Origin of the sequence: Kribbella sp. NPDC056345 (assembly GCF_042262745.1) — a bacterium.
Lineage (GTDB): Bacteria > Actinomycetota > Actinomycetes > Propionibacteriales > Kribbellaceae > Kribbella.
Genome location: NZ_JBHJQQ010000007.1, coordinates 348,605 through 374,942, shown reverse-complemented (window position 1 = coordinate 374,942; position 26,338 = coordinate 348,605). Strand labels below are relative to the sequence as shown.

The 26,338-nt window shown below is 67.7% G+C and carries 22 protein-coding genes; 6 read left to right on the top strand and 16 right to left on the bottom strand.

What is annotated here, in order from left to right; genetic code table 11:
• Positions 1 to 92: 92 nt before the first annotated feature.
• The 4 genes from ACFCV3_RS26075 to ACFCV3_RS26060 all read right to left on the bottom strand — a co-directional run bounded on the left by ACFCV3_RS26075 (position 93) and on the right by ACFCV3_RS26060 (position 4,000).
• Complete coding sequence (locus ACFCV3_RS26075; RefSeq protein WP_376034023.1) at positions 93 to 902, bottom strand: ABC transporter permease; 810 nt, start codon at positions 900 to 902, stop codon at positions 93 to 95.
• Positions 899 to 1,885 (bottom strand): ATP-binding cassette domain-containing protein, encoded by a 987-nt coding sequence (locus ACFCV3_RS26070; protein ID WP_376034021.1) that lies wholly within the window; start codon positions 1,883 to 1,885, stop codon positions 899 to 901. Before ACFCV3_RS26070 ends, ACFCV3_RS26075 begins: the two co-directional genes overlap by 4 nt.
• A 100-nt stretch (positions 1,886 to 1,985) precedes the next feature.
• A complete protein-coding gene (locus tag ACFCV3_RS26065) occupies positions 1,986 to 3,302 on the bottom strand; it encodes a nitrate/nitrite transporter (RefSeq protein WP_376034019.1) in 1,317 nt (438 codons plus the stop codon).
• Positions 3,299 to 4,000, bottom strand: coding sequence for a GntR family transcriptional regulator (locus tag ACFCV3_RS26060; RefSeq protein ID WP_376034017.1), 702 nt, complete (start codon positions 3,998 to 4,000; stop codon positions 3,299 to 3,301). The genes ACFCV3_RS26065 and ACFCV3_RS26060 overlap by 4 nt, the downstream gene beginning before the upstream one ends.
• A gap of 274 nt (positions 4,001 to 4,274) precedes the next feature.
• On the opposite strand from ACFCV3_RS26060, the gene ACFCV3_RS26055 reads away from it, so the two are divergent.
• The gene (locus ACFCV3_RS26055) at positions 4,275 to 5,720 is read left to right on the top strand and encodes a S8 family serine peptidase (protein WP_376034015.1); all 1,446 of its coding nucleotides are present in this window, start codon (positions 4,275 to 4,277) and stop codon (positions 5,718 to 5,720) included.
• Positions 5,721 to 5,764: 44 nt separating this feature from the next.
• Here the strand turns inward: ACFCV3_RS26055 and ACFCV3_RS26050 are convergent, their stop codons facing one another.
• Genes ACFCV3_RS26050 through ACFCV3_RS26040 form a run of 3 tightly spaced genes read right to left on the bottom strand, consistent with a single transcriptional unit; the run spans position 5,765 to position 9,988 of the window.
• Positions 5,765 to 6,595 (bottom strand): EamA family transporter, encoded by an 831-nt coding sequence (locus ACFCV3_RS26050; protein WP_376034013.1) that lies wholly within the window; start codon positions 6,593 to 6,595, stop codon positions 5,765 to 5,767.
• Positions 6,596 to 6,607: 12 nt separating this feature from the next.
• Positions 6,608 to 7,534, bottom strand: a complete 927-nt coding sequence (locus tag ACFCV3_RS26045; RefSeq protein ID WP_376034011.1) for a phosphotransferase enzyme family protein — start codon at positions 7,532 to 7,534, stop codon at positions 6,608 to 6,610.
• 45 nt (positions 7,535 to 7,579) lie between these two features.
• Positions 7,580 to 9,988: an NPCBM/NEW2 domain-containing protein gene (locus ACFCV3_RS26040; RefSeq protein WP_376034009.1), complete on the bottom strand. Its 2,409-nt coding sequence runs from the start codon at positions 9,986 to 9,988 to the stop codon at positions 7,580 to 7,582.
• Positions 9,989 to 10,148: 160 nt separating this feature from the next.
• Here ACFCV3_RS26040 and ACFCV3_RS26035 point away from each other — a divergent pair, with 160 nt between their 5' ends.
• Positions 10,149 to 11,159, top strand: coding sequence for a serine hydrolase domain-containing protein (locus ACFCV3_RS26035; RefSeq protein ID WP_376034007.1), 1,011 nt, complete (start codon positions 10,149 to 10,151; stop codon positions 11,157 to 11,159).
• Between the two features lie 110 nt (positions 11,160 to 11,269).
• On the opposite strand, the gene ACFCV3_RS26030 is transcribed toward ACFCV3_RS26035, so the two are convergent.
• Genes ACFCV3_RS26030 through pdhA form a run of 3 tightly spaced genes read right to left on the bottom strand, consistent with a single transcriptional unit; the run spans position 11,270 to position 14,718 of the window.
• Positions 11,270 to 12,574: a dihydrolipoamide acetyltransferase family protein gene (locus ACFCV3_RS26030; protein WP_376034005.1), complete on the bottom strand. Its 1,305-nt coding sequence runs from the start codon at positions 12,572 to 12,574 to the stop codon at positions 11,270 to 11,272.
• The gene (locus ACFCV3_RS26025) at positions 12,574 to 13,551 is read right to left on the bottom strand and encodes an alpha-ketoacid dehydrogenase subunit beta (RefSeq protein WP_376034003.1); all 978 of its coding nucleotides are present in this window, start codon (positions 13,549 to 13,551) and stop codon (positions 12,574 to 12,576) included. Before ACFCV3_RS26025 ends, ACFCV3_RS26030 begins: the two co-directional genes overlap by 1 nt.
• 3 nt (positions 13,552 to 13,554) lie before the next feature.
• Complete coding sequence (gene pdhA, locus ACFCV3_RS26020) at positions 13,555 to 14,718, bottom strand: pyruvate dehydrogenase (acetyl-transferring) E1 component subunit alpha (RefSeq protein ID WP_376034001.1); 1,164 nt, start codon at positions 14,716 to 14,718, stop codon at positions 13,555 to 13,557.
• 421 nt (positions 14,719 to 15,139) lie between these two features.
• On the opposite strand from pdhA, the gene ACFCV3_RS26015 reads away from it, so the two are divergent.
• Together ACFCV3_RS26015 and ACFCV3_RS26010 are read left to right on the top strand one after the other, a co-directional pair.
• Complete coding sequence (locus ACFCV3_RS26015; RefSeq protein ID WP_376033999.1) at positions 15,140 to 16,084, top strand: EamA family transporter; 945 nt, start codon at positions 15,140 to 15,142, stop codon at positions 16,082 to 16,084.
• 399 nt (positions 16,085 to 16,483) lie between these two features.
• Positions 16,484 to 17,086 carry a hypothetical protein gene (locus ACFCV3_RS26010; protein ID WP_376033997.1) on the top strand — a complete coding sequence of 201 codons (603 nt, stop codon included), beginning with the start codon at positions 16,484 to 16,486 and terminating at the stop codon, positions 17,084 to 17,086.
• Positions 17,087 to 17,235: 149 nt separating this feature from the next.
• Here ACFCV3_RS26010 and hisC read toward each other — a convergent pair whose 3' ends face one another.
• A complete protein-coding gene (gene hisC, locus ACFCV3_RS26005) occupies positions 17,236 to 18,318 on the bottom strand; it encodes a histidinol-phosphate transaminase (protein ID WP_376033995.1) in 1,083 nt (360 codons plus the stop codon).
• Positions 18,319 to 18,451: 133 nt separating this feature from the next.
• On the opposite strand from hisC, the gene ACFCV3_RS26000 reads away from it, so the two are divergent.
• On the top strand, positions 18,452 to 19,324 hold the full coding sequence (locus ACFCV3_RS26000) for a dimethylarginine dimethylaminohydrolase family protein (RefSeq protein ID WP_376033993.1): 873 nt from the start codon (positions 18,452 to 18,454) through the stop codon (positions 19,322 to 19,324).
• Between the two features lie 20 nt (positions 19,325 to 19,344).
• On the opposite strand, the gene ACFCV3_RS25995 is transcribed toward ACFCV3_RS26000, so the two are convergent.
• Together ACFCV3_RS25995 and ACFCV3_RS25990 are read right to left on the bottom strand one after the other, a co-directional pair.
• Entirely contained in the window at positions 19,345 to 19,956 is a 612-nt protein-coding gene (locus ACFCV3_RS25995; RefSeq protein WP_376033991.1) for an S-layer protein, read from the bottom strand.
• Positions 19,957 to 19,969: 13 nt separating this feature from the next.
• Positions 19,970 to 21,586 (bottom strand): phage tail tip lysozyme, encoded by a 1,617-nt coding sequence (locus ACFCV3_RS25990; RefSeq protein ID WP_376033989.1) that lies wholly within the window; start codon positions 21,584 to 21,586, stop codon positions 19,970 to 19,972.
• A 146-nt stretch (positions 21,587 to 21,732) separates the two neighbouring features.
• On the opposite strand from ACFCV3_RS25990, the gene ACFCV3_RS25985 reads away from it, so the two are divergent.
• Positions 21,733 to 22,401 (top strand): GntR family transcriptional regulator, encoded by a 669-nt coding sequence (locus ACFCV3_RS25985; RefSeq protein ID WP_376033987.1) that lies wholly within the window; start codon positions 21,733 to 21,735, stop codon positions 22,399 to 22,401.
• Here the strand turns inward: ACFCV3_RS25985 and ACFCV3_RS25980 are convergent.
• The 3 genes from ACFCV3_RS25980 to ACFCV3_RS25970 are packed head-to-tail and all read right to left on the bottom strand — an operon-like array spanning position 22,398 to position 26,331.
• Positions 22,398 to 24,401 (bottom strand): hypothetical protein, encoded by a 2,004-nt coding sequence (locus tag ACFCV3_RS25980; protein WP_376033985.1) that lies wholly within the window; start codon positions 24,399 to 24,401, stop codon positions 22,398 to 22,400. The genes ACFCV3_RS25985 and ACFCV3_RS25980 overlap by 4 nt on opposite strands.
• Positions 24,398 to 25,612 (bottom strand): enolase C-terminal domain-like protein, encoded by a 1,215-nt coding sequence (locus tag ACFCV3_RS25975; RefSeq protein ID WP_376033983.1) that lies wholly within the window; start codon positions 25,610 to 25,612, stop codon positions 24,398 to 24,400. The genes ACFCV3_RS25980 and ACFCV3_RS25975 overlap by 4 nt, the downstream gene beginning before the upstream one ends.
• Positions 25,609 to 26,331: an SDR family NAD(P)-dependent oxidoreductase gene (locus ACFCV3_RS25970; protein WP_376033981.1), complete on the bottom strand. Its 723-nt coding sequence runs from the start codon at positions 26,329 to 26,331 to the stop codon at positions 25,609 to 25,611. Before ACFCV3_RS25970 ends, ACFCV3_RS25975 begins: the two co-directional genes overlap by 4 nt.
• Positions 26,332 to 26,338: the final 7 nt, after the last annotated feature.

The window sequence follows — 26,338 nt, the reverse complement described above, 5'->3', positions numbered from 1 at the left end:
GCGGATATCAGTCCGTGTTGTCCCTTCTCTCCTCGTATACGGGCGGAGAAGGGGCAACGGGAGGGGATATCAGTTGGTGTGGTGGGGGTGCGTCAGGTGCGGCGGCGGTAGGCGCGGATGGCCAGGGGGGCGAAGACGGCTACCAGGCCGATCATCCAGGCGAGGGTGACCAGGAGGGGCTTTTGGATGGGGCCGCCGCCCATCAGGGCTCGTTCGAGGTCTACCAGGTAGGGGATGGGGCTGACTTTGGCGAAGGCCTGGAGGAAGGCGGGCATGGTGCTGGTGGGGGCGAAGATGTTGCTGCCGAAGGTGAGCGGGAACATCACCAGGAAGGCGATGCCCTGGACGCCTTGGGCGGTCTTCATGGTCAGGCCCAGCCAGACCCAGATCCAGCACATGGACAGGGCGAAGCCGAGGACGATGACGAGGCCCAGCAGGCCGTAGCCGAGGCCGTTGTCGAAGCGGAAGCCGAGGGCGAAACCGGTCGCCATCAGGATCGCGATCGAGAGCATGTAGCGGACGGCGTCGCCGAGGACGGCACCGATCAGCGGGGAGATGCGGGCGATCGGGAGACTGCGGAACCGGTCGAAGACGCCCTTGGCGAAGTCGTCGTTCAGGCCGACCCCGGTCCCCATCGTGGAGAACACCACGGTCTGGACCAGCAGGCCGGGGAGCAGGAACGGCAGGTAGTCCCGCCAGCCGCCGCCCTGGGCGATCGCGCCGCCGAAGACGAACAGGAACAGCACCAGGAAGATGATCGGCTGGAACGTGACGTCCGCCAGGGCTTCGGGGTTCTGCCGGATCCGGACGATGTTGCGCCAGGCCAGGGTCAGGCTCTGCTGCACCCAGGCGAACGGCCGCGACCTCTGAGCAGGTGCGGTCTCAATAGTTGCCGTGGTCATCGGCTTGCTCCTTCCAGGATGTCGGCCGGGCGCTCTTCGGCGGCGTGGCCGGTCAGGGCGAGGAAGACCTCGTCCAGGCTGGGCAGTCGTAGCGCCAGTTCGGTGACCGCGATGCCGGCTTCGTCGAGGCGGCGGACCACCACAGGCAGCGCCGTACCGTCGGTGACCGGTGCGCTGACCAGGGCGTTCACGACGTCGACGCTCGGTCGGACGCCGGCCGCTTCGGCGACGATCGCGGCTACGCGCTCGAGGTGGGCAGGCTCAGACGGCCGTACGTCGAGTGTCTGCTTACCGGCCTGTGCCTTCAGCTCGGCCGGACGGCCGGATGCGACCACGCGACCCTTGTCGAACACCATCAACGAATCGGCCAGTGCGTCGGCCTCCTCGAGGTACTGCGTGGTGAGCAGCACCGTAGTCCCGTCCAGGACGAGGTCGCGGATCGTCTCCCAGACACCGTTGCGGGCATGCGGATCCAGACCCGTGGTGGGCTCGTCGAGGTACAGGATGCGGGGGTTGCCGACCAGGCTCGCGGCCAGGTCGAGCCGGCGCCGCATACCGCCGGAGTAGCCCTTCGCGATCCGGTCACCGGCGTCGATCAGCTCGAACCGTTCGAGCAGCTGCTCCGCCCGGCTGCGGGAATCCGCCCGGGACATGCCGAGCAGCCGGCCGATCATGACCAGGTTGCGGCGGCCGGACATGTCCTCGTCGACCGAGGCGTACTGCCCGGTCAGGCCGATGATCCCCCGGACCTTGGCGGCCTCCCGGACGACGTCGTACCCGCCGACCGTCGCGTGCCCGGCGTCGGGACGCAGCAGCGTGCCGAGGATCCGGACCGCTGTCGTCTTCCCCGCACCGTTCGGCCCGAGCACCCCGAGCACCGTCCCGGTCGGGACAGTCAGGTCGACCCCGGCCAGCGCGGTCGTGGTGCCGTACTTCTTGACCAAGCCGACCGCCTCGATGGCGACCTGGTTCGATGTAGTCATCGAGTTCCTCCCAGTTGACTCACTTCACTGGGACAACCGTGGACTGCTGTGCTGGCACCGAGCTGGCGCTGCTCTGGCACGGCCGGGCCAGCGGCTGAGTTCAGCCTTTGAGCGGGACCACCTTGTTGGCCAGCAGCGCCTGGTAGGCCTCCGGGTTGTAGCGGGCCAGGTGGCCACGCGCCCGGCGGCGGTACTTGAGGATCTGCCGGATGCCGATCGCCCACAGCACGTACTGGAAGGCCAGTGCGTACTTGAAGTCACCGATCGTCTGCGGAGCGCCACCGGACGAGGCGTCCAGCAGGATGCCGACCATGCCGATGCAGATCAGCGTGGCGATGAAGCCGCCGGTGTTCACCATGCCGTTGGCCGCACCGAACCGGTTGCTCGGGTTGAAGGTGCGCGCATAGTCCAGTCCGAGCATCGAGCCGGGTCCACCGGCCGCCTGCACCACGATCAGCAGCAGGAGCACCGGCATCGGCGCCTGCCCCGGCCAGAGCAGTACGACGGTCCACATCAGCACCGAGCCCGCGATGACGGCCAGCACGATCCACGACCGGTAGAACGGGAACTTGGCGGCGTACCGGCCGACCAGCGGTCCGTAGCAGAGCCCTGCGAGCACCGGCAGGATGAGCATCGCCGCTGCAGTCCCCGGCGCAACACCCTGTCCCTGCACGAGGAACGGGTAGCCCCAGAGCAGACCGAACGTGCTGCCGGAGAAGCTGGTGGTGAAGTGCGTCCACAGACCCAACCGCGTGCCCGGCTCCTTCCAGGCCCGCCGGAGGTTCGCCCGGACCTCGGTGACCGACTGCTTGGCACGCCGCAGCGGCTCGTCGTACGGGGTGTTCTTCATCAGCAGCAGTACGGCGATGCCCGCGACCAGGCTGAGCACACTGGCCCCGGCGAACGTCGGCGTCCAGCCAAAGGCATGGAACGCAGCAGCCATCGGAGCGGTCGAAACGATCGCACCGATACCACCGAGCATCCCGGTCGCTTGAGACATCACCGGCTGCCGCAGAGCGGGGAACCACGCCATGACGACGCGCAGCACGCTGATGAAGACCAGAGCGTCACCAACACCCAGTACGGCGCGCGCTGCGAGCGCGGCCGGGTACGAATCGACCATGCTGAACGCGGACTGCGCCACGAACAGCAGTCCGGACGCAGCGATCAGCAGCCGCTTGGAGCCGTACCGGTCGAGCAGTACGCCGACCGGCACCTGCATGGCGGCGTACACAGTCAGCTGTACGACGGTGAAGCTGGCCAGCGCGGATGCGGAGATGTCGAACCGCTCCGCGGCCTGCAGGCCGGCCACACTCATGGAACCGCGGTGCAGCACCGTCACCAGGTACGTGAAGACAGCAGTGGCCCACACCGCCCAGGCGCGCCGTCCGCCCAGGGGGAAGAGGAGTTCAGTCACCGAATGCCCCGCAGATCCGCCGCGGCGGAATCGATGTGGGCGACGACGAGCTCGCGGAACCGCTTCACACTGTTGCCACCGAGGGCGTCGATCATCTCCTGGTGGTCCGCGATCGACCTGTCCATCCGGGCCGGCTGCACCTCGATACCGGGCACACCCATCCGCACCTGCCGGTCGCGCAGACTGTTGTAGAGCTTGGCGAGAATCTCGTTGCCGGCGGCACCGACGACGGCCTCGTGGAAGGCGCGGTCGGCCTCGAGGAAGCTCTTCGCGTCACCGGCCTTGCGGTGCGCGCGCATCTCGTCGACGCGCTGCGACAAGCTCTCGATCAGCTGCTTGCGGCGCGGCCACACCTTGGCGGCCGCGTGCGACTCGATCAGCTCGCGCGCCTCGAGGACGTCGTTGATCTCCTGCGGCAGCACCGGCAGCACCAGCGCGCCCTTCTTCGGGTACAGCTTGACCAGGCCGGACTCCTCCAGCCGCAGCAACGCCTCCCGGACCGGAGTGCGGGAGACCCCGACCGCAGTGGCCAGCTCGCCCTCCGTCAGCAGCTCCCCGCCGGGGTAGACCCGGTCCAGGATCGCTGCCTTCACATACGCGTACACCCGCTCAGCGGCGGGGATCTTCTCCACACCCGGCGCTGCCTCGACGACCACCCGAGCGATCTCGGCGGTTTCTTCCCCCAGCTCGAACTGCACAACCTCACCCTAAAACGCACTTGGTATCTCTGTTGTATCTATCCTACACCCACAGGCAATCCACCAGCTGTCCCCAACTTCTCCACGAGTTATCCACAGGGTGATCCACATGATGTGGGTAACTGAGCGTGAACTGCCGAACAATCGGTAGTGACAAACGCAGGGTTTCCCCTGTCTTGTGGATGAACCAGACCACTCACGGACGATGAGATTTAGAGTCACGAGTGATCGGCCTGACCCCGTCCTGGCCAGGCCTCGCCCTTCTGGAGGCAGCGTGACCCATCTCTTCCGTCCTCGCCGGTTGTCCGCCGGTCTGGCCGCCACCGCCCTGGCTGTGACCGCACTCGGCGCCACCGCCGCGAGCGCCGTACCGGCTCCGCTCGCAGCCACCGCCGAGCCCGGTCCGCTGATGAACTACGTGGTGAACACCAAGGCCTCCCCTGGTCACATCCGCAAGGTCGAGAACGCGGTCAAGGCCGCCGGCGGCACCGTGCTGGTCTCCTACCGGCAGATCGGCGTCGTCGTCGCGCAGTCGACCAACGTCGATTTCAAGACCGCGCTGAAGTCCGGTCGTGACGGCCGCGAGGTCCAGTCGGTCGGAGCCACCCGTACGGCGGCCGTCACCGACGGCACCGCGGCTGCGGCAGCACCGGCTATGGCTGGGCCCGCTGCCGAGCGCGAGGTCGTGGGGGCTCCGGTCCCGGACCCGCGGGAGAACGAGCAGTGGGACCTGACCCAGATCAAGGCCGACCAGGCGCACGCGATCACCGACGGCTCCCGCAGCGTCCTGGTCGGGATCAACGACAGCGGCGTGGACGACACGCACCCCGACCTGGCGCCGAACTTCGACGCCGCGAACTCGGTGAACTGCACGACCAACGGCGTACCGGACCGCACCGCGGGCGCCTGGCGGCAGACCACCAGCTCGCACGGCACGCACGTGGCCGGCACGGTGGCCGCGGCGCGCAACGGCGTCGGCATCGTCGGCGTGGCGCCCGGCGTACGGATCGCCTCGGTGAAGGTCGTCAACGACGACGGGTACATCTTCCCGGAGTACGCGATCTGCGGCTTCATCTGGTCGGCCGAGCGCCACATGGACGTCACGAACCACAGCTACTTCATCGACCCGTACATGTTCTGGTGCAAGGACAACGGCGACCAGGGCGCGGTCCAGGAAGCAGTACGGCGGGCCGTCTCGTACTCGACCGATCGGGGCGTCCTCGCGGTCGCGGCGGCCGGTAACTCGAACTACGACCTGGCCAACAAGACCGTCGACAACAGCAGCCCGAACGACTCGACCCCGACCCCGCGGACGATCGACAACAGCTGCCTGGACATGCCGACCGAGCTCCCGCACGTGCTCACGGTGGCCTCCACCGACAAGGGCGGCGCCAAGAGCAGCTTCTCGAACTTCGGCCTGAACAAGATCGACGTCGCCGCCCCGGGCCGCGCGATCCTGTCCACCGTGCCCGGCGGTGACTACCGGACGATGAGCGGTACGTCGATGGCCTCGCCGCACGTCGCCGGCGTTGCTGCTCTAGCCAAGTCGGCACACCCGTGGTGGGGCCCGCTGCAGATCGAGGCCGCACTGCGCAAGCAGGCCGACGACACCGCCTGCCCGGCCGTGGTCGACGCGCGCTGCACCGGCACCACGCAGAACAACGCCTTCTTCGGTGAAGGCAACGTCGACGCACTGGACGCCGTCAAGCGCGGCTACTAACCCCTGATCGGAGTGGGGGTCTCCCGCCCGGGACCCCCACTCGCTCATTCCAGACTGATCAGCACGATGCCGGCGACTACCACCGCGGCGGCGATCGCCCGCCGCGGACCGAACCGCTCGCCGAAGAACACGGCGCCGATGATCGCGCCGAAGATGATGCTGGTTTCACGTAGCGCCGCGACCGCGGCCAGCGTGCCGCGGGTCTGCGCCCACAGCACCAGCCCGTAGGCCACCATCGACACCACACTGCCGCCCAGCGCGGACAACACGGCTCCCCGCGGCAGCCGCAGTACAGACTGTCCTCGCCAGGCGAGCACCAGCAGCGGCATGGTGAACCCCTGCAGCATGAAGACCCAGCCCATGTAGGTGAGCACCGGCATCTTGTGGACAGCGAGCCCGTCCACCACGGTGTACGCCGCGATGGTCAGCCCGGTCCCGATGGCGGCCGCCAAGGCCGGCACCTGCCGCCGACCGGGCCGTCCGATGAACACCAGCCCGATCAGTCCGGCTGACACCAGCAGCACGCCCACAAGTACGCCGGGGGCCAGCGTCTGCTGCAGCACCACGACCGAAATCACCGCCACCACCCATGGCGACGTACCGCGGGCCAACGGGTACATCTGGCTGAACTGCCCCAGCTCATACGACGCCAGCAACCCAGCCAGATACGCCAGGTGCAGCACTGTCGAGGCCACGATGTACCCCCACGTCTCCACCGGCGGCAGCCCCTGCACGAGCACCAGCACCAGGCCGATGACACCTGCCGCCAGCTCGAACAACGCCAGCCCGGCCATCCGGTCCACAGCTCCGTGGGCCATCGCATTCCACGTCGCATGCAGCACGGCGGCCGCCAGCACTACCACCAAGACCAGCACAGCTTCACCTTCTCACACTGTGACGATTGGTCCGGACCTATCGAGTTCGTGGGCGGCCTCCAGCCGCACCCGGACGTCTTCGAGCGTCGCGTGACCAGCCCGCCAGACTCCGGCCCGCCAGATCGCCGACCCGATCGCGCGGTGCCTGACCATCATCGGCAGCGCCGCCTCCTCGTCCGCCGACAGGACCGTGAAAGCGGCGTATCCCCGCCGGAACGCCGTCACCTGGTCGGGAGCGGACCGGTGGAGCGCCGTCACCAGATCGGCGAACCGCAGGTCGATCCCCGCGATCTCGAAGTCCAGTACGGCGCTCACCCGGCCCTCGGCAACCAGCAGATTGCTGAGGCCGAAGTCGCCGTGGACGATCTGGACGGGCAGCCGTTGCCGCAGTTCCTCCATGGCCCGGTCGATCTCGGGCGCCCGCGTCGCGAGCCAGTCGCTCGCGGCGCCCGGAAGCTCACGCCGCAGGAGTGCGAACAAGTCGCCCAGCTCGGCGAACTCCGGCCGGATCGTGTCCAGCGGTCGCCGCCAGTCCGATGGCGCGAGCTCCAGGGGCAGGTCCGCCAGGGCGGCGCACAGCTCACCCGCCGCCCGCCCGGCCAGCTCCATCTCGCGTTCCGAACGTGCCGGGTGGACGCCAGGCAGCTGCCGGCAGAGGGTTGCGAGGCCGGCCGGCGTCGCGACCGCGGTCCTCCCGTCCGTCGCCGGAATCGGGGCGGGCACCTCGAACGAAAGTCCGCACCGCGTCAGCTCGGTCAGCAGGCGGTGCTCGGCGGCTACCTTCCGCTGATCGGCAGTGCGCTGCACGCGAACGACGTACCGGTCGGCTCCGAAGCGCACGAGCCGTACCCAGTTGTTCGTCCCGTTCGACGGAGCCGAGATCTCTCTCGGCGTACCGAGACCCCAATTCTTCAGTAGGGCTTGCAGATCGGGGGCCACGCCGCCGAGTCTCTCCGACGGTCGCAGCCTCCCGCCAACCATTTGTCAGCTGCAGGTGACTTCGGGGTTGAGCCAGTCGGCATGGTCGAAGTCGATGGAACCGGCTCCGTCGAGGCGGAGCTCCAGGGTGGTGACGTTGGTGAGATCAGCAGTCAGCGGTACGGCGGCCCCGGTACCGGCGGCGTCTGCCTGGGCCAGCCGAGCGCCATCGCCCCAGACTTCGAAGCGGACCTGCCCGCGATCGCCGACCTCGTCGTCGATACCGACCTTCGTGGTGAGCGTCGAGCAGCGCTTGCCCAGGTGGAAGGTGATGGATCCGTTGGCGTGCGCGCCCAGACCAGACGGGTAAACAGTGCCGGCCACGGTCAACGGCATGCCGTCACCGGCGGGCTGCTCGCCGTTGGAGCGGTTGCGTTCCACCGGACCCCAACCGTTGCTCATGGATGTCCACGGGCGGTCGGCCAGCTTGGACCTACCCGCAGGCGGCGGTGTGCCGACGCAGGTGAGCTCAGGTGCCAGCCAGTCGGCGTGGTCGAAGTCGGGCGAGCCCTTCGGGTCGACAACCAGCTCCACGACCTGTACGCCGGTCAGGTTGGCGTTGAGCGTGACAGCGCCACCAGCACCGGTTGCCGCGGCCTGGGCGAGCCGAGTGCCGTCACCCCAGATCTCGAACTGCACCTCACCCCTGTCACCGACCTCGTCGTCGATACCGACCTTCGTGGTGAGCTGTGTGCACTGCGCATCCAGGAAGTAGCCCACGCGCCCAGGTGCGTGTGTACCAAGGCCTTTCGGGTACACCGTGCCCGCAACCGTCAGCGGCTTCCCATCACCGGCAGCCTGCTCACCAACACTCATGTTGCGCTCCACCGGCCCCCAACCGTTGTCAGCGAAGACCCATGGCCCGTCGGAGAGCGTCGTACTGCCAACTGCTGGTGGATTCGCCACCACGAACCTGCCAGCTCCAGAGGTGGACTGCGAGCTACCGTCCCACGTCCAGCTGGCATTGGTGGTCAGAGCGACCGGACCGAGCGCTGGCTGGTTCGCAGCGAGATGCCAGGTGACCGAGCCGGTCTGACCGGCGCCAACCGTGCCCAGCTGGCTCGGACCGTCCGGAGTGGCCGTCCACGGGGCCGGTGCGGTCAGTGAGATCTGCGCACCGGTCACAGCGGTCGGACCGTCGTTGTGCAGCTGGGTCTGGACGTCGACCCGGCCCGCGGTCGACACGTAGGCCTTCGTCGGCACGGCCTCGGGCACAACCATCGGAGCGACATCAGCCGCAGCACCGGGCGTTACCCGGAACATCGCAGCATCGTGTGCACCGACCTGCGCCCGGACATTCCCGGCAGAGGCCCGGACGGCGTTGCTCCACAGCTCTTTCACCGTGTACGCCGATGCTGCGGGCAATCCGAGCGCAGCGGCCGTCGTACTGATGGTGGTGACGTTCGGCGAACGGTTGAGCAGGACGACCGCGGCCGCGCCGTCGGACAGCTTCTTCGACCACACCTCCACGTCACCGTCGTCCCGGAGCTTGGCGCCCTGTCGGCCGGCCCAGTCCTGGTTGACCGCGACCACGTCGGGATCGGTGAGCAGGTCCCGGGTCGAGGCAGGCATCGAGCGCAGGTCGTTGCCTGCGATCAGCGGTGAGTTGATGATCGACCAGAGGCTCATGTGGGCACGACTCTCGGCGTACGTGAGGCCGCTGTTGCCCACCTCGAGCATATCGGGGTCGTTCCAGGCGTTCGGGCCGGAGTACTGCTCGAGTCCGACCTGCTGGTCGAGCAGGGACATCACACTGGACCAGTTGTTGGCGATGTCGCCAGTGGTGCGCCACATGTGACCGCCGGCGTTGGCGCCCCACAGCCATGGCTGGTTCTGACCCCATTCGCAGATGCTGTAGAGGATCGGGCGACCGGTGGCCTGCAGCGCGTCGGCCATGGTCTTGTACCGCGTCGTGGCCGGGATGCCGTTCTGCTCACCGCAGTTGTCGTACTTGAGCAGGTCAACACCCCAACTCGCCCAAGACTGCGCATCGACAGTCTCGTGCCCCAGGCTGGCCGGCAGTCCTTGGCAGGTGTGTGAGCCGGCCGACGAGTAGATACCGAGCTTGAGCCCACGGGCATGCACGTAGTCGGCGATCGCCTTGATCCCGCTCGGGAAGCGCGTCGGGTCAGCCTGCAACCGGCCGCCCGCATCACGCTGCGGCGCCATCCAGCAGTCGTCGATGTTCACGTACTCGTACCCGGCCGCCGCCATCCCCGACGACACCATCGCATCCGCGGTATCGCGGATCAGCGCCTCGTTGATCTCGCACGCGAACGTGTTCCAGCTGTTCCACCCCATCGGTGGAGTCGGCGCAAGATCCGGCTTCGCCAGCGGAGCGGCCTCCGCGGTCGCCGGCAGAACAACAGCACACAAGGCCATGGACAGCAGCAAGGCAAGCAGACGTCTTCGCATGACGAACTCCAACCGTGGGTGGGGCGGCACTCACTGCGATGGAACGTACACCTGGTGTAACAGGGGGACAAGACATGAAGCCCCACAAACCAACAAATTCAGTCAGCTGAAAGTAGCTGCCCATGTGCTACCGGCGGCCGTACTACACTCCGCCGTTGTGATGTCGCCGATCCGTCCGGACCTCGTCGAGCTCGCAACGGCCCTGGACGCCCTGGTGACGAACGAGGTCACCCCCAGCTACGCCCTCGCGCTGCGCCGCGACGGCGAGCTGACGCAGCGATTCGGAGGACGCCTGGACGGGTCGGCGCAGGTGCCCGATCCGGCAACCGTGTACGACGTGGCCTCGTTGACCAAGATCCTGGCGACCTGGGGCGTTGTCGGGCGTCTGATCCACGACGGCCACCTGGCGCTGAATGCTCCACTCTCGCGTTTCTTCCCCGGCATCGGCGCCGGCGTCGGTCGTCATACGGTGGCCGACCTGCTGACGCATCGGACCACCTTGCCAACCGCTACCTGGCTGGCGCGGTACGGCGACGACATCAAGCACGGGGTACTGACCGCTGCGACCGAGGACCGCTCAGCCGTTCCCGCGCAGTACCTCAACCGCGGCTACCTCATCCTCGGCTGGCTCGTCGAGGTGATCGCCGGCCGGCCGTTGTCCGAGGTAACGGCTGACGAGTGGTGGCGGCCCTTGGGGATGCACGATACCCAGTTCACACCGCTGACCGGTGGGATCGATCCGGACCGGATCGCTCCCACCGAGGTCCTTGCTGATGGCAACCGGCTGCGCGGGGTCGTCCACGACGAGAACGCCCGGCTACTGGGCGGTGTCGCCGGTCATGCCGGCGTCTTCTCCACCCTGGCGGACCTCGCACTCTTCCTGACAGCTCTTACGGACGCACCCGAGACGCTGGGGTTGTCCCAGGACTACCTGGCCCAGTCGCGCTCCCCCTTGGTGCCCTGGACCGAGACGCGACAACGCGCAATCGGGTGGTGGGTCACACCCGACCAGTCCCTGGTTCGTCACGACGGGTTCACCGGTACGACGATCTGCTACTCGCCGGCGACCGGCGACTTCGGGATCCTGTTGACCAACGCCGTGTACTACTCGCGGCGCAACCCTGCCGTCAACCAGGTGCGTGACCAGCTCAGCAGAGCGGTCGCCGGATGAGCGCGAAGTACTGGCGGACAGAGGTGGCGTCCAGCTGAACCGCGAGCCGGTGACGTTCGGCGCGACCGCGTGGGCGGTCGCGCCGAAGGCGCACAATGAGGTGGTGTCTGTCAGAACATCAGGGCTCGGGCTGGGTCTTCCAGGATGCCGGCTACGTCGGCCAGGAAGGTGGAACCCTTTTCGCCGTCGATGAGGCGGTGGTCGAAGGACAGGGCCAGGGTGGTGATCCAGCGGGGGACGATCTCGTCGTTGACGACCCACGGCATCTTGCGGACCGCGCCGAAGGCGAGGATTGCGGCCTCGCCGGGGTTGATGATCGGCGTACCGGCGTCGACGCCGAACACGCCGACGTTGGTGATCGTGAACGAACCGCCGGACTGGTCGGCCGGTGAGGTCTTGCCCTCGCGGGCCGTGGCCACGAGGTCACCCAGTGCCGCGCAGAGCTCCGGCAGGGTGAGGGAGTCGGCGTTCTTGATGTTCGGGACGATCAGTCCACGCGGGGTGGCCGCGGCGATGCCGAGGTTGACCGCGCCCTTGTAGACGATCTCCTGGGCCTGCTCGTCCCAGGCCGCGTTGATGATCGGCGTCCGGCGCGCGGCCAGCGTGACCGCCTTCGCGACGATCAGCAACGGCGACACCCGCAGGTCGCGGAACGCCTTGTCCTTCTTGAGCCGCTCGACCAGCTCCATGGTGGCGCTGACGTCGACGGTGATCCACTCGGTCACATGCGGCGCACTGAAGGCACTGGCCACCATCGCCTGCGCCATCACCTTCTGCACACCCTTGACCGGCACCCGGGTATCACCCCGCCCGCTCACCACAGGAGCAGCCTCGTACGCCGGCGCCGCCGGAGCAGCCACGTGATTCTCCACGTCGGTGCGGGTGATGATGCCACCCGGTCCACTCGGAGCAACTGCCCCGAGGTCGATGCCCAGGTCCTTCGCGAGCTTCCGCACCGGCGGCTTCGCCAGCACGTGCACCGACCCGTTGCCCACAGCAACTGCTTCAGGTTCGGGTACGACCGGCGCCGGAGCTTCGACCACAGGTGCGGGTGCAGGCGTACCGCCCTTGCGGGGGCGGCGTTTGGCTTCGGTGGCTCGGGGGCCGTAGCCGACCAGGTTCGCCGTGCGTCCGCTGTCGACGGGTTCGTCGGGTACGGCGGCCGGCTCCGGGGCGTCGGTCAGTACGGCGATGATCGGCGTACCGACGTCGACCGTCTCGCCCTCGGGGACGAGCAGCTCGTGCACGGTGCCGGCGAACGGGACCGGGAGCTCGACCAGGGACTTGGCGGTCTCGATCTCGACGATGGTGTCGTTGAGTTTGACCGTGTCGCCGACCTTGACCTTCCAGCTGACGATCTCGGCCTCGACCAGGCCTTCACCCACATCGGGGAGGTTGAACCGTTGGATGGCCATCAGTACCCCATCACCCGGTCGACCCCGTCCAGCACCCGGTCCAGGTCGGGCAGGTACTCCTCCTCCATCCGCGACGGCGGGTAGGGGGTGTCGTACCCGGTGACGCGCAGGACCGGCGCCTCGAGGTGGTAGAAGCACTCCTCGGTCACCCGCGCCGCGATCTCCGAGCCGGGGCCGAAGGAGAGCGTGGCCTCGTGCACCACGACCGCGCGCCGGGTCTTCTTCACCGAGGCGAAGATCGTCTCCAGGTCGAACGGCGAGATGGTCCGCAGGTCGACGACCTCCAGGTTGCGCCCGTCCTCGGCCGCGACCTCGGCGGCCTGCAGGCAGGTCTTCACCATCGGGCCGTAGCAGAACAGTGTGGCGTCGGTGCCTTCGCGGGCCACCTTCGCCTTGTGCAGCGGCAGCGCGGGCGGGACGGACTCGTCCAGCTCGGCCTTCTCGTGGTAGCGCCGCTTCGGCTCGAAGAAGACGACCGGGTCGTCGGAGGCGATCGCCTGCTGGATCATCCAGTACGCGTCGACCGGGTCACCGCACGTCACGACCTTGAGCCCGTTGACGTGCGCGAACAGCGTCTCCGGCGACTCCGAGTGGTGCTCGACCGCGCCGATCCCACCGCCGTACGGGATCCGGATCACGACGGGCATCCGGATCTTGCCCATCGACCGGTAGTGCATCTTCGCGACCTGGTTGATGATCTGGTCGTACGCCGGGAAGACGAACCCGTCGAACTGGATCTCGCAGACCGGCCGGTACCCGCGCAGGGCGAGCCCGACAGCGGTCCCGATGATCCCGGACTCGGCCAGTGGGGTGTCGATCACCCGGTCCTCGCCGAAGTCCTTCTGCAGGCCTTCGGTGATCCGGAAGACCCCGCCGAGCTTGCCGATGTCCTCACCCATCACGAGGACCTTGGGGTCGGCCTCCATCGCGGCCCGCAGACCGGCGTTGATGGCCTTGCCGAGAGTGATTTTCGCCATCGCTCAGCCCTCGCCTTCGAACGACGCCGCGTAGGCGGCGTACTGGTCGCGCTGCTCCGCGAGCTGCGGCGTCTCCTCGACGTACACGTGCCGGAAGAAGTCGGTCATCTCCGGGTCCGGGAGCGCCAGGCAGCCGGCCCGGAGCTCGGCCGCGACCTTGTCCGCCTCGGCCTCGACATCGGCGAAGAAGTCCGGGCCGACGCCGCCGTACCGGGTCAGGTAGGCGTGCACCCGCTCGATCGGGTCCTTGAGCTTCCAGTGCTCGAGGTCCTCGGACAGCCGGTACTTCGTCGGGTCGTCCGAGGTGGTGTGCGCACCCATCCGGTAGGTGTAGGCCTCGATCAGCGTCGGGCCGCTGCCTTCGCGGGCTCGCTTCAGCGCCTGCTGGGTGACGGCGTACGTCGCCAGTACGTCGTTACCGTCGACGCGGACACCGGGGAAACCGAACCCGGCCGCGCGCTGGTACAGCGGGATCCGGGTCTGCCGGTCGATCGGCTCCGAGATCGCCCACTGGTTGTTCTGGCAGAAGAAGACGACCGGGGCGTTGAAGACAGAGGCGTATATGAAGGCCTCGTTCACGTCGCCCTGGCTGCTGGCGCCGTCGCCGAAGTACGCGATCGTCGCCTCGCCGTTGTCGGCGTCACCGACGGCATGGTCGCGCTGCTGACCCATCGCGTACCCGGTCGCGTGCAGCGTCTGGGCGCCAATGACGATCGTGTACAGCGCGAAGTTGTTGTCCTTCGGGTCCCACGCACCCTGGTCGACACCGCGGAACAGGCCGAGCAGGTTCAGCGGGTTGACACCCTGACAGAACGCGACGCCGTGCTCGCGGTAGGTCGGGAAGACCATGTCCTTCTTGTTCAGCGCGCGGCCGGAGCCGATCTGCGCTGCCTCCTGGCCGAGCAGCGACGCCCACAGGCCGAGCTCACCCTGGCGCTGCAGGGCGGTCGCCTCGGAGTCGATCCGGCGGACCAGGGTCATGTCCCGGTAGAAACCCTTGACGACGTCGTCGTCCAGGTCGAAGGAGTAGTCCGGGTTCTCGACGCGCTCACCTTCGGGCGTCAGGAGCTGGACGAACTCGACCTCTTCGGGAGGCTGGGATGGGCTGACCGGCACCTCGACGGGTGCGAACACTTCCGGGGGAGTCCCCGGCACCGACTCACTCACATGCACTCCTCGGGTTCGAGCGCGGGATCGCCGCGACCGCAACGTTGCACGGGCCCGGCCGTTCCGCCGGGTGAGGCTTCGCAGGCAGGACCGCATGGATCCAGGGGTTGATGCACACCACTTGCCGCACACCGTACCGAGCAGGTGCCTGATGCGCTAACAGTCTGGACGCTCGCTGGTACCCCGGTACCCAAATCGGTCTCGACACGAGACACCAGTCCACCCACTGGTCAGGTTTTTCGCCTCCCCGCCCGGCCCCTGAGCGGCCGCCGGACCGATGTGACATGCGCCACCCCACTGTTTGCCCCTGGCGGGAAAACCCTTGCACCCCACCGGGGAAGGCCATAGCGTAAGCATCATCATGCAAAGACACTCCTGACGACCGCCGGTCGCAGCGGAGTGGCGAACCCAGGAGGCACGGATGGCCGCTCCCGCCCAGGCCGCACCGGTCGTCGGTACCGGCCGGACCGCGTCCGCCGCGATGATCTGGACGGCGCTCGCGGTCGTGTACGTCGTCTGGGGCTCCACCTATCTGGCTATCCGGGTCGTCGTGGAGGCGGAGATCCCGCCGATGCTCGGGATGGCCAGCCGCTTCCTGGTCGCGGGCGCGTTGCTGGCCGCGATCCTGGCCCTGAAGTCCGGCTGGCAGCGACTGCGGATCACCCGCCGTGAGGCGCTCGGGGCCGCCACGGTCGGCCTGCTGCTGCTTGCCTTCGGCAACGGTGCCGTCGCGGTCGCAGAGCAGACGGTGCCGTCCGGGCTGGCCGCGCTGCTGGTGGCCGCGACCCCCCTGTGGCTGATGGCCCTGCGCGTCGGCGGCGGCGAACGCCCGCGCGTCCTGACCTGGCTCGGCGTACTGATCGGGTTCGCCGGCGTCGCCGTACTGGCACTGTCCGGCGGCAACACCAGCGCGAAGCCGTTCTCGATCGCGCTGATCATCTTCGGCACGATCTCGTGGGCGACCGGCTCCCGCTTCTCACCGCGGCTCGGACTGCCGAAAGACCCCCTCGTCACTGCCCTCTACGAGATGCTCTTCGGCGGTACGGCGATGGTCCTGCTCGGCGTGGTTCGCGGCGAGCCCGGGCGGTTGCACCTGGACCGGATCCACGGCAGCGGCTGGATCGCGCTCGGCTACCTGATCCTGTTCGGATCACTGCTGGCCTACTCCGCGTACTCCTACCTACTGGCGAACGCGCCGATCTCGCTGATCAGCACCTACGCCTACGTGAACCCGGCGGTCGCCGTACTGCTGGGGTGGCTGATCCTGAGCGAGCCGCTGACCTGGCAGATCCTGGCCGGCGGTGCGGTGATCATCTCCGGGGTCGCTCTGGTCGTCACGGCGGAACGGAAAAACCCGGGCCCCTAGGGGACCCGGGTCTCCCACCGCTGCCGATGCGCGCGGCAGCGGGCATGAGTTGCCGAGCGGCGCGCCCTGCCCCGAAAAAACACGGCGCGAAACCGCGGCAATAGTTCCGACGATTTCCGGATTCATCGTGGTATCGCCCATTCGACGGCCACCGAGCCCATCGACGACAATCTTCCGAATCACCGGATTTTTCCGTCACCCGCGCTGACTCAACGACGGACCCACGGGCCGGTTACGGCCCACCCCGACACAACTTCCCGGCAATCTATATGCCGCGTCAGGTATCTCATTACAGCTGGATTATGACTCGAATAGCTGACAAAAAAGTTTGTAACCGGCCTTGCCAGGTGTCGTTACCACTAAGACGATCCCGTCAAACCCGAAAGGAAACCTGGCACAATGCAGGTAACTCGTAAGATCGCCGCCGCCGCGGCCGTGGCGACTGTCGCCACCCTCGGCCTGGCCACCGTCGTGAGCGCCAACGTTCTCGACGACACCCAGAAGAAGGCTGAGGTCGGCGGCCTCGCCGACGCGGCGTCCGTTGCTTCCAAGGGCTACAACCACGGTGGCGGCAAGCACTGGTACTGGGTGAAGCGTGACGGCGGCCTCGTCGCCGTCGACAACAACTCGGTCGGCCCGTTCCAGGCCTGCCACAACCAGGGTTCGGTCGCCGGCATCGGTGCTGCGGGCAACGCTGACGACATCCTGGCGATCATCGGCTGGGACAACAACGGCAACACGGCCACCGCCGTCAAGACCTGCGAGCAGGGCACCAAGCAGAACAACGGCAACAAGTGGTACCGCGTCAACGGTGGCCTGGTTTCGGTCTCCGACAACGCCGTTGGCCCGTTCCAGGCCTGCCACAACGACCTCGCGGTCGCCGGCATCGGTGCTGCGGGTTCGGTCGGCACCATCGCCGGCGTCCTGGGCTTCGACAACAACGCGAACGCCCTGGACTCGCTGAAGACCTGCGAGCAGGCCACGTCGCAGAACAACGGCTGACCTTCTCCCTGGTCAGTGATGCAGGACCCGAAAGAGTCACCTCGGTGGGGTGACTGATTCGGAAGCACTACCGGCGGCGCCGGGAGAAAGCCTCACTCCTCCCGGCGCCGCACACATTCCGGCCTTCGTCCCAGCGCAGGCCGGATTTTTTACGCCTGCTTCCAGGCGCACGCGACCTGAAGGAACAAGTCGTTCGCCGCGCGCTCGCCGATGCTGACGCGCACTCCGTCCCCCGGGAACGGGCGGATCGACACGCCCTCGGCCTGCACCGCGGCAGTGAACTCCAGGGTCTCCTCGCCCAGGTGCAGCCAGACGAAGTTCGTCTGGGTTTCCGGCACCTGCCAGCCCGCAGCCCGCAGCGCCTCGACCACTCGGGTCCGCTCGGTCACCAGCTCCTCAACTCGGGCGAGCAGTTCGTCTTCGGCCTGCAGTGAGGCGAGCGCGGCCGCCTGAGCGATGAAGCTGACCCCGAACGGCAGTGCACACTTGCGGATCGCGGCGACCACCGGCGGGTGGCCGATCGCATACCCGATCCGGAAACCGGCCAGGCCGTAGGCCTTCGAGAAGGTCCGCAGTACGACGACATTCGGGTGGTCGCGGTAGACCTCGACCCCGTCGATGACCTCCGGGTCGCGGACGAACTCGCGGTACGCCTCGTCGAGCACGATCAGCACGTTGGACGGGACGGCCTCGACGAAGGCGAGCAACTCGTCGCGGTGCACGACGGGCCCGGTCGGGTTGTTCGGCGTACAGACCAGGACGACCTTCGTCCGGTCGGTGATCGCCGCCTCCATGGCCTTGAAGTCGTGCCGCGCGTCGTCGGTCAGCGGGACCTGGACCGACGTGGCCCCGGTCAGCTGGACCGCGATCGGGTACGCCTCGAACGATCGCCACGCGTAGACAACCTCGTCACCATGGGTCACCGCGGCCTGCAGCAGGTGGTAGAGCAGCGCGACCGAGCCGGTGGCGACCGCGATGTCCTCGGCAGGCACCTTGAACCGCTCCGACAGCGCCTCCAGCAGGTCGACCGCACCCATGTCCGGGTAGCGGTTCATGTGCTGCGCAGCGTCGGTCGCGGCCGCCAGCACGCCTGGCAACGGCGGATACGGGTTCTCGTTGCTGGACAGCTTGTACGACGGCCTGCCGTCGGAGGTCGCGGGCGGACGACCGGGCTTGTAAGCCGCAACGTCATCCAGGCAACCGCGGAAGCGAACGCCATTGTCAGGAGTCATAGCCGCAGGTTAGTCCTGACACCGCGCTCCGGCCAGACCCTGCCGAGTGGTGTGACGAGCGCCGTATTGCGCGCCGGAAGACTTACCTGCACACTGACTGATTGTCGGACAATCAGTCATTATGGAGGGGATCATGGGACAGCCGCTGGAGTGGGGTCGCCGCTACCTGATGGTCCGGCCGGACCACTTCCGGATCGACTACGTGATCAACCCGTACATGTCGACCCAGGACCAGCCCGACGCCGAGCTCGCGCTGAAGCAGTGGGACTCGCTGCGGCAGGCGATCGTCGACGCCGGTGGCGAGGTCGAGGTGCTGGCGCAGCGCCCGGATTCCCCCGACATGGTCTACGCGATGAACCTCGGGCTGGCCACCGCCGACGGCCGGGCGATGCTCTCGCACATGCGCTTCGAGCCCCGGCGCAAGGAGTCCCTGACCGCCGCCGACTGGTTCGTCGGCCACGGTTTCGACCTCGACCGGACCGGCCGTGACGACGTCGGGCCGCACTTCGAGTCCGGGGACGCGTTCGTCTTCGGTGACAGCCTGGTCGTCGGCTACGGCCCGCGCACCGAGGGCGAGGCACTCAAGCACCTGGCGACCGAGTGGGGCATCCGGGTCCGCGGGCTGCGGATCGCGCACGAGGGGATGTACCACCTCGACCTGCCGTTCTGCCCGGTCGACAGCACGACGGCGATGATCTACCCGCCGGCCTTCGACGCCGCGAGCCAGGCCGAGCTGGCCGGGATCGTCCCGGACCCGATCGTGCTGACCGACGAGGAGGCGTTCGCCTTCAGCGGTAACTCGCTGGTGGTGAACGAGACGATCATCATGCCGGCCTGCTCACCGCGGCTGCGCGAGATCTTCACCGGCCTGGGCCTGCGCGTCGTACTGGTCGACCTGAGCGAGTTCCACAAGGGTGGCGGCTCGGCCCGCTGCATGACGAATCCGCTCGACTTCCCGCTGACCGCGATCAGCACCCCGGGCGGCGAGCTCCATCTGCCGGTCTGAGGCCTACTTGATGCCCGCTCTTACTTGATGGTGGTGTAGACGATGTCGAGGGTGGCCGGATCCCAGCCGTTCGACGTGATCCAGTAGAGGGCGTTCTTCTTGCCGTCGGCGGTGTACGTCGTGATCCGGATGGACAGCGCCTCCGGGTCCTGCGGGTTCTTCGACGCCGTGTAGTCGACCTTGTAACCGCGCCCGAGGTGCGGCAGCTGCTGGATGATCGGGTAGCGCGCGACCATCCGCCGCTGGCCCTCGTCGAAGTTCCGGCCGGCCTCGGCCTCCAGCTCGGCCTGAGCCTCGGGGTTCTTCCGCGCCCACTCGCGGCCCTCGGCGCTGTTGGCGTACAGGTACATCTTGAGGTTCACCTCGTCACCGCTGCCGGCGGTGAAGGTCGTGGAGTACGTCTGGAAGCCGCGGCGCTCACCGGTCAGCGTGTGTGAGCCGGACTTGACCTTGACCGGTCCCGACGCGTCGACCCGCTGACCGTCGAGCGTCAAGGTCAGGTCGTTCGGGATCGCGGTGACGCTCATCGTCGCGCCCTTGTCCCGGAAGATCAGGAAGCTGCCGAGCACCACGATGACGACCACCAGCACGACGGCGCCGATCAGCATCCGGGGTTGGCCTTCGCTCTCCATCTGGCGTCCCTCCTCAAGACTTCTTGTCCGGGGCGGCCGCGTTGACCTTCAGCCGGAACACCGTGAACTGGACGCCGACCTTGTAGAGGTGCTCGGCGTACGGGACGTGGTCGCCCAGCGATCCGGAGGCCGAGTTGTACCCCTTGCCCTCTTCACCCCACGGCCCGACGTAGAGGTAGGTGTGGCCGGGGCCGTTGAGGATGTCACCCGGTTTCATCCCGCCGGGCGGCTCACCGAACCAGGAATCGTACTTGCCCGACGTCTTCATGTAGTCGAACTGGGCGGGGGTCCACACCTCGGGGAACTGCGGGTCCGCCCCGCTCATGTGCATGACGGTCGCGACGAACCGGCCGCAGTCGGTGTACGCGCGGTCGCCTCCGGGGTCGTTGTACTTCTTCATCGCCTCGACGAACTCCGGCTTGGCGATCTTGGCGTCTTCGGCGTTCGACCCGCGGTGGTTGTACTCCGGGCGCTGGCTCGGCCACGCCAGGTTCTTGGCGACGGCCGCGATGTCGCCGCTGCCCGCGGCGCAGGCGGTGGCCGGAGTGGCGCCCGGATTCGCGCCCGGGCTGGCCCCGGCGAAGGTGTCGAAGACCAGGCGGGCCGCGGTCTTCCGGTCGCGGTAGTTCTGGCTGTTCGGGTCCCCCTCGTGACCGGCGAACCGCTCGTAGTAGTGCCCGAACGCGTACGCCGCTTCCTCCGGCGTATTGGTCCGCTTCAATTGGTCGCTGGCGGGCTTCTCGTTGGTCTGCAGCTGCTTCAGCAGGAAGGCGAGCTGGTGCTCGAGGGTCCCGATCGTCTCGTACGGGACGCCCTGGTCGCGGGAGGCCTTGATGATCTTGCTGGCCGGCGTCCACTGGACGATGCCCCAGCCGGCCGAACTGTTCTCGGCCTCCTGAGCCGGCGTCTCGTGGCCCTCGGGCTTGTCCTGCAACTGGAGCGGGCGCACGCCGTACGACTCGATGACCATGTTGCCGACCGCACCGGCGGACTGCTCCTTGGTGTAGCCGTTGCTGACCAGGAAGTTGAAGGCCTTCTGCTGGTTGTCGCTGCCGATCAGCGGGCCGGAGCCACAGCCACAGCTGCCACCGCCGGAGGCCGTCGGGGTCTCGCCGAACGACTCCTCCTTGGGGTCGGTGTTGACGAGCTTGCCGTCACCCTTCTGGTCGACCCAGAGCTCGAAGTGCAGGTGCTCGCCGCTGGCACCCTCCTCCTCGTCCCCGGAGCCCGACGTACCGATCTGCTGGCCGCGGGCGACCTTGTCGCCGACCTTGACCGACATGTCGTGGAAGAACTGGTAGTGGAACTCGACCGACTTCTCGTGCCGGATCCAGATCTGGTTGTCGGCGACCTTGATGATCTCGCCGCTGTCGACGGCGTAGACCGGGCTCTCCTCGTCGACGTCGAAGTCGAGGCCCTGGTGGTCCTCGGACCACTCCTCGTCGACCGACTTCTCGTCGGTCGGCCAGGAGAACGGCTTGCTCTCGCCGGCGCTCGGCCCGCCGCAGCCGGAGGCCTCCGCGTCCGGCAGGCTCATCAGGCTGCCGACGATCAGGGCGATCGCGATGATGAGCGGCAGCAGGAAGACGGTCAGCGCACCGCCGAGGAGCAGCGGGCCCTTGTTCTCCATCCGGCTCTCCTCGCGGCGTGTCGGGGCGGCAACTACACAGCAGATCTTCCCTCAGATCGAGGTCATTGTGTCGTGAGTTATCCACAGGTTGGCCCGCGCACCGTGCCGCACGCGACAACGACGGCGGATTGGAAGAGAATCTTTCTATGTACGAACGGCTGCGGGTAGACCGCTCGACCACCGTGGACCGGGTGGTCGACGCGCTCCGCTCCGCACTGTTCGCCGGCGACCTCGAACCCGGTACGCCGCTGCGCGAGCAGCCGCTGGCCGAGGCGCTCGGCGTCGCCCGCAGTACCGTCCGCGAGGCGATGACGATGCTGGTCACCGAAGGGCTGGCGATCCGCGAGCCGAACAAGGGCGTCAGTGTCGCGATCCTGCACCCGGCCGCGGTGGCGGATATCTGCAACGCCCGGTTCGTGCTGGAGTCGGCCGGGGTTCGGGCCTGGTTCGACGCCGACGACGACGCCCGGGAGGAGGTCCGGAAGGCGATGCGGACCTTCGCCGCGACCGCCCAGGACGGCGCTGACCCGGAGGCGATGACCGAGACCCATCTGGCCATCCACCGCAGCCTGGTCGCCCTGACCGGCAGTGAGCGGCTGATCGCCACCCAGAACTCGATCACCGGCGAGGCCCGGCTCGCCCTGGCTCGGGTGGACGCACTGCGCCAGGACGCCCGCCAGCAGGTCGCCTCGCACCGCAAGCTGATCCGCCTGCTGGAGCGTGGCGAGCTGGACGAGTGCGTCGAGGAGCTGCGCCGCCACCTGGCCGGCGCCGAGGAGTCCCTCCTCGAGGCGATCGCTACCCCGCCGACCTAAACCTGGTGCAGTCCTTCGGCGGTGACGTCGTACGTCGTACCGCCGACTCGGAGACCGCGGAGTCGTGCCGAGGGGTCCAGTGCGGCGACTCGCGGCTGTGCCGTGACAGTGCCGTCCAGACCTACCTCGACACCGAAGAGGCCTTCCAGGACGAGAGACACCCAGGCACCGGATGAGGAGCAGGCCCAGTCGATCAGGTAGGGGTCCTGCGGCGGAGCCTTCCGGGCACCGCCTGCCATCAGCGGAGCGCCCTCCTCGACGAAGTGCGCTTGTCCACAGGGCCCCTGGTTCGCAGAGCGCGCCAGACCGGGCAGCCAGTCCAGTACGACGTCGGTCCGGCCGAAGGCGATCAGTGCGCGAGCCGCATCAGCCGGCCAGGCCGGGTAGGCGCCGTTCCACTGGTGATCCGGGCGCAGGCTGAAGGACGCGTCCGCGTCGTACGGCGACAGTGCCCGCATCCACGTGGGTGTCTGCAGCTCGCGCTGGAAGAACGCCACCATCTCCGCCTGCTGGGACTCGGACAGGTCGCCGGCGATCGTCGTACCGATGATGTTGAAGTCGTAGCAGTGCCGGACCGGGATCAGCTCACCGTCGGGCTGGCGTGCGGACCAGTGACCGGCACCGTCGACGTACAGCTCCTTGACGTGGCCGGCGAGCTCGTCGGCCTCCTTCAGCAGGTCTTGGTTGCCGGTGATCTCGGCCGCGACCCGCAGGCACCAGACGTTGGCTGCGTTGAAGCTGGCCACCTCGTGCACGTAGCTGCTGACGCACTCCAGCAGGTTGTCGATACCGCCGTAGTCGGCCAGAGCGTGCTTCCCGCGCAGACCGCGCCAGGCGGTTGCCCACTCGACCACGTGGTCGGTGACTGTGGGGCTCAGCAGGCTGGAGTCCCCGGTGAAGCGGACGTAGTCGCGGACCAGGCGCGTCATGGCGAAGTCGTTGACCGAGTACCACTGGCCGACGGGTCCACCGGTCAGCCACTCGGTGCCGAAGTGCTTGTGGATGTCCAGGTCGATCCAGTGCTCGATGTGTCGCCGCATCGGCACCGGGTCGAGCAGTGCGTGCGTGAGCGACGAGAGGCTGTAGTCCCAGATGAAGGTGGTGGTGGCCCAGTGTCGCGGCATCAGGGTGTCGTAGGCCCGGCCGAGCACACTGGCCGGGTTGTCCCGCCGGAACCAGATCACTCCCAGCACGCCCCACCAGTACAGCTTCTGCAGTGCCTCGTTGCTGGTCTCGAGGACGGGGAGCGAGCCGCTGAAGCCGTCGCTGTCCGGGTCGAACGCGTCGGACAAGGCCATGTCCCAGACGCCTTCAGCCACAGCGATCACTGCCGGTACGTCGGAGACGCACACCTCGAAGTGCGTCTCTGCCTCGGTCAGGTCCCGGGCCAGCACGTGCACATAGCTCAGGCGGCCGTTGCCCTGAGCGTCCAGCACGAGTGTCGTCTTCAGCATCGCTCTGTCGACCTCGGCCGGTACGTCGAGGCCCTGCAGGCTCACTGCGGTTCCGGACTCGCCCACACCGAGCACTCTGTCGTCCACCGTGTGCAGGGTGTTCGGTTCGGACGGCGGCATGTAGTTCGACCAGCCACCGGCCGCACCGGTCGCCGTACTGGCCAGGGCGAGTCCTAGCTCTATCTCACGTCCAGGGGTGCCGGTGACCTCGAGCTGTACGACGACTGCTGGACGGCCCGGGGCACAGGCGGTTGTGGTGCGCAGGGTCAGTCCGTCGACAGTGGTCGACCGCACCACGTGGTCGGGGCGCCACACCACCTCCACGGTGCCGCCGTACGAGCGGACCAGCCGGCCGTCGACGTACAGCTGGCCGGTGATGCAGTCGCCGTGTGAGTACGGCGGGAAGTTCACACTGCGGATCGCGAACACGTCCAGGTCGACCTGTGCGGTGCCGAGGAAGTTCGTCAGGCCGGGTGGGTTGAACATGTCGTCGTACGTGTGGGTGAGGACATCGCTCGCGAGATCGGCGGAACGCGGGATGGTCATGTCGGGTCGGCCCAATCGGTGTTCGGGAGCAAGGGGTACCAGTCGGGGCGGGCGGGGTCGCGGTCGTAGGGGTAGCTGCCGAGTTCGCGGTACCGGGCGGCGTACTCGGCGAGTTTGTCCCGGTCGAGCTCGACACCGAGCCCTGGCCCGTCCGGGACCGCGATCGCACCGTCGGCGTACGGAAGCTTGCCGCCGGCAATGATGTCGTCGCGCAGGTGGTGGTAGTGCGCGTCCGCGGCGAACGACAGGTTCGGTACGACGGCGCCCAGCTGCAGCATCGTCGCCAGCTGGATGCCGAGCTCACCGGAGGAGTGGACGGCGACGCCGAGCTGGAAGGTCTCGCAGACGCCGGCCGCCTTCACACACGCGCGGATCCCGCCCCAGAACGTGGTGTCCAGCAGGATCACGTCGACCGCCGGGTCTCGGACGTTGGCGGCCAGTTGTTCGAAGTTCACCACAACCGTGTTGGTAGCAAGGGGAATTCGCGTGTTTGCGCGGACGCGGCGCATGCCGTTCAGGCCCCAGGTCGGGTCCTCGAGATAGTCGTTGTCGAGATCCTCGATCCCGCGGGCGAACCGGATCGCCTCCTCGACCCCGAACGCGGCGTTGGGGTCGAACCGCACCCGGTGTCCCGGGAAGGCCTCAGCCAGCGCCCGGAAGCAGTCCCGCTCGTAGTCCGGCGGAAAGACACCGCCTTTGAGCTTGTGCACGCTGAAACCGTGCTGCTCGACCAACTCACGCGCATGCGCGACCAACTGCTCAGCAGTCCGGATCTCGCCGCTACCGTCGTCGTTCGGGTGCCGGAAGAACAGATAGCTCGCGAACGGCACCCGGTCACGCACCTTGCCGCCCAGAAGCTCGTGCACCGGCACGCCGAGCGCCCGGCCCTGCAGGTCGAGACAGGCGAACTCAATAGCCGCCAGCAGTTGCGTGCGGTTGTTGTAGAGGCTCGCAGTCGGGTTGGCGATCATCCAGCGCAGCGCCTCGGTGCGTGCGGGGTCATGACCGACCAGATAAGGCTTCAGCCCAGTGATGGCGTCCTCTGCGCTCTGCCCGCCACCACCCAGCTCCCCCAGCCCGACCAGCCCGTTGTCAGCCTCAACCTCAACCACAGTCCGAACGAACCGCCCCCAGTGCGCACCATTGCTATGCCGCAGCGGCGCCTCGAGCGGCACAGTCACCGTGGTCGCCCGGATGTCGACGATCTTCACGGCAGCACCACAGGAATCTGAGCAGTCAGCCCACCGTCAACCTTCACGTCCGCACCAGTAACAAACGCCGCCGCCGGCGTACTCAGGAAGTAGATGACCTCAGCAACCTCCCCCGCCGTCGCCACCCGCCCCAACGGATGCGACCGCCCCCACTCTTCGATCGAGGCCCCGAACAGCTCAGCCGAACTCCTGAGCATCGGCGTATCCACCGACCCAGGACACACCGCATTCACCCGAACCCCATCCCCCGCATGATCAACAGCCATAGCCCGCACCAAACTCAGCAACGCCCCCTTCCCCATCGAGTACGCCGCCACCCCCCTCTGCGCCGCATAAGCCTGCACCGAAGCAACCACCACCACACTCCCACCCTTCGGCAGGCGTGGAATGAACGCCTGGCAAGCAAAAAACACGCCCCCGACATTCACCCCCATCACCTCGTCGTACACATCCTCCGGCGTATCCACCACCGTCCCGTACCGCTGCACGCCCGCCGCGCAAACCAACGCATCTACTCTGTCGAGCTGCTCTGCAGCTCCTGCTAAGGCAGCACGATCAGCCACGTCGACGACAATCCCTTGCACAGAAGCAGGAAGAGCCGCCAGACCGGCAGCATCCCGGTCGAGCGCAACCACGTGGTCCCCGGCAGCAAGAAACCGTTCCACGGCTCCACGGCCGATTCCGGCGGCGCCGCCGGTTACCACGACTGTCCGAGGCATATGTCGT

Bases quoted from the DNA above. Each gene is read 5' to 3' on its own strand.
- ACFCV3_RS26075 (WP_376034023.1), bottom strand. From the start codon at position 902: ATGACCACGGCAACTATTGAGACCGCACCTGCTCAGAGGTCGCGGCCG.
- ACFCV3_RS26070 (WP_376034021.1), bottom strand. From the start codon at position 1,885: ATGACTACATCGAACCAGGTCGCCATCGAGGCGGTCGGCTTGGTCAAG.
- ACFCV3_RS26040 (WP_376034009.1), bottom strand. From the start codon at position 9,988: ATGCGAAGACGTCTGCTTGCCTTGCTGCTGTCCATGGCCTTGTGTGCT.
- ACFCV3_RS26035 (WP_376034007.1), top strand. From the start codon at position 10,149: ATGTCGCCGATCCGTCCGGACCTCGTCGAGCTCGCAACGGCCCTGGAC.
- ACFCV3_RS26030 (WP_376034005.1), bottom strand. From the start codon at position 12,574: ATGGCCATCCAACGGTTCAACCTCCCCGATGTGGGTGAAGGCCTGGTC.
- ACFCV3_RS26025 (WP_376034003.1), bottom strand. From the start codon at position 13,551: ATGGCGAAAATCACTCTCGGCAAGGCCATCAACGCCGGTCTGCGGGCC.
- ACFCV3_RS26015 (WP_376033999.1), top strand. From the start codon at position 15,140: ATGGCCGCTCCCGCCCAGGCCGCACCGGTCGTCGGTACCGGCCGGACC.
- ACFCV3_RS26010 (WP_376033997.1), top strand. From the start codon at position 16,484: ATGCAGGTAACTCGTAAGATCGCCGCCGCCGCGGCCGTGGCGACTGTC.
- hisC (WP_376033995.1), bottom strand. From the start codon at position 18,318: ATGACTCCTGACAATGGCGTTCGCTTCCGCGGTTGCCTGGATGACGTT.
- ACFCV3_RS26000 (WP_376033993.1), top strand. From the start codon at position 18,452: ATGGGACAGCCGCTGGAGTGGGGTCGCCGCTACCTGATGGTCCGGCCG.
- ACFCV3_RS25995 (WP_376033991.1), bottom strand. From the start codon at position 19,956: ATGGAGAGCGAAGGCCAACCCCGGATGCTGATCGGCGCCGTCGTGCTG.
- ACFCV3_RS25990 (WP_376033989.1), bottom strand. From the start codon at position 21,586: ATGGAGAACAAGGGCCCGCTGCTCCTCGGCGGTGCGCTGACCGTCTTC.
- ACFCV3_RS25985 (WP_376033987.1), top strand. From the start codon at position 21,733: ATGTACGAACGGCTGCGGGTAGACCGCTCGACCACCGTGGACCGGGTG.
- ACFCV3_RS25980 (WP_376033985.1), bottom strand. From the start codon at position 24,401: ATGACCATCCCGCGTTCCGCCGATCTCGCGAGCGATGTCCTCACCCAC.
- ACFCV3_RS25970 (WP_376033981.1), bottom strand. From the start codon at position 26,331: ATGCCTCGGACAGTCGTGGTAACCGGCGGCGCCGCCGGAATCGGCCGT.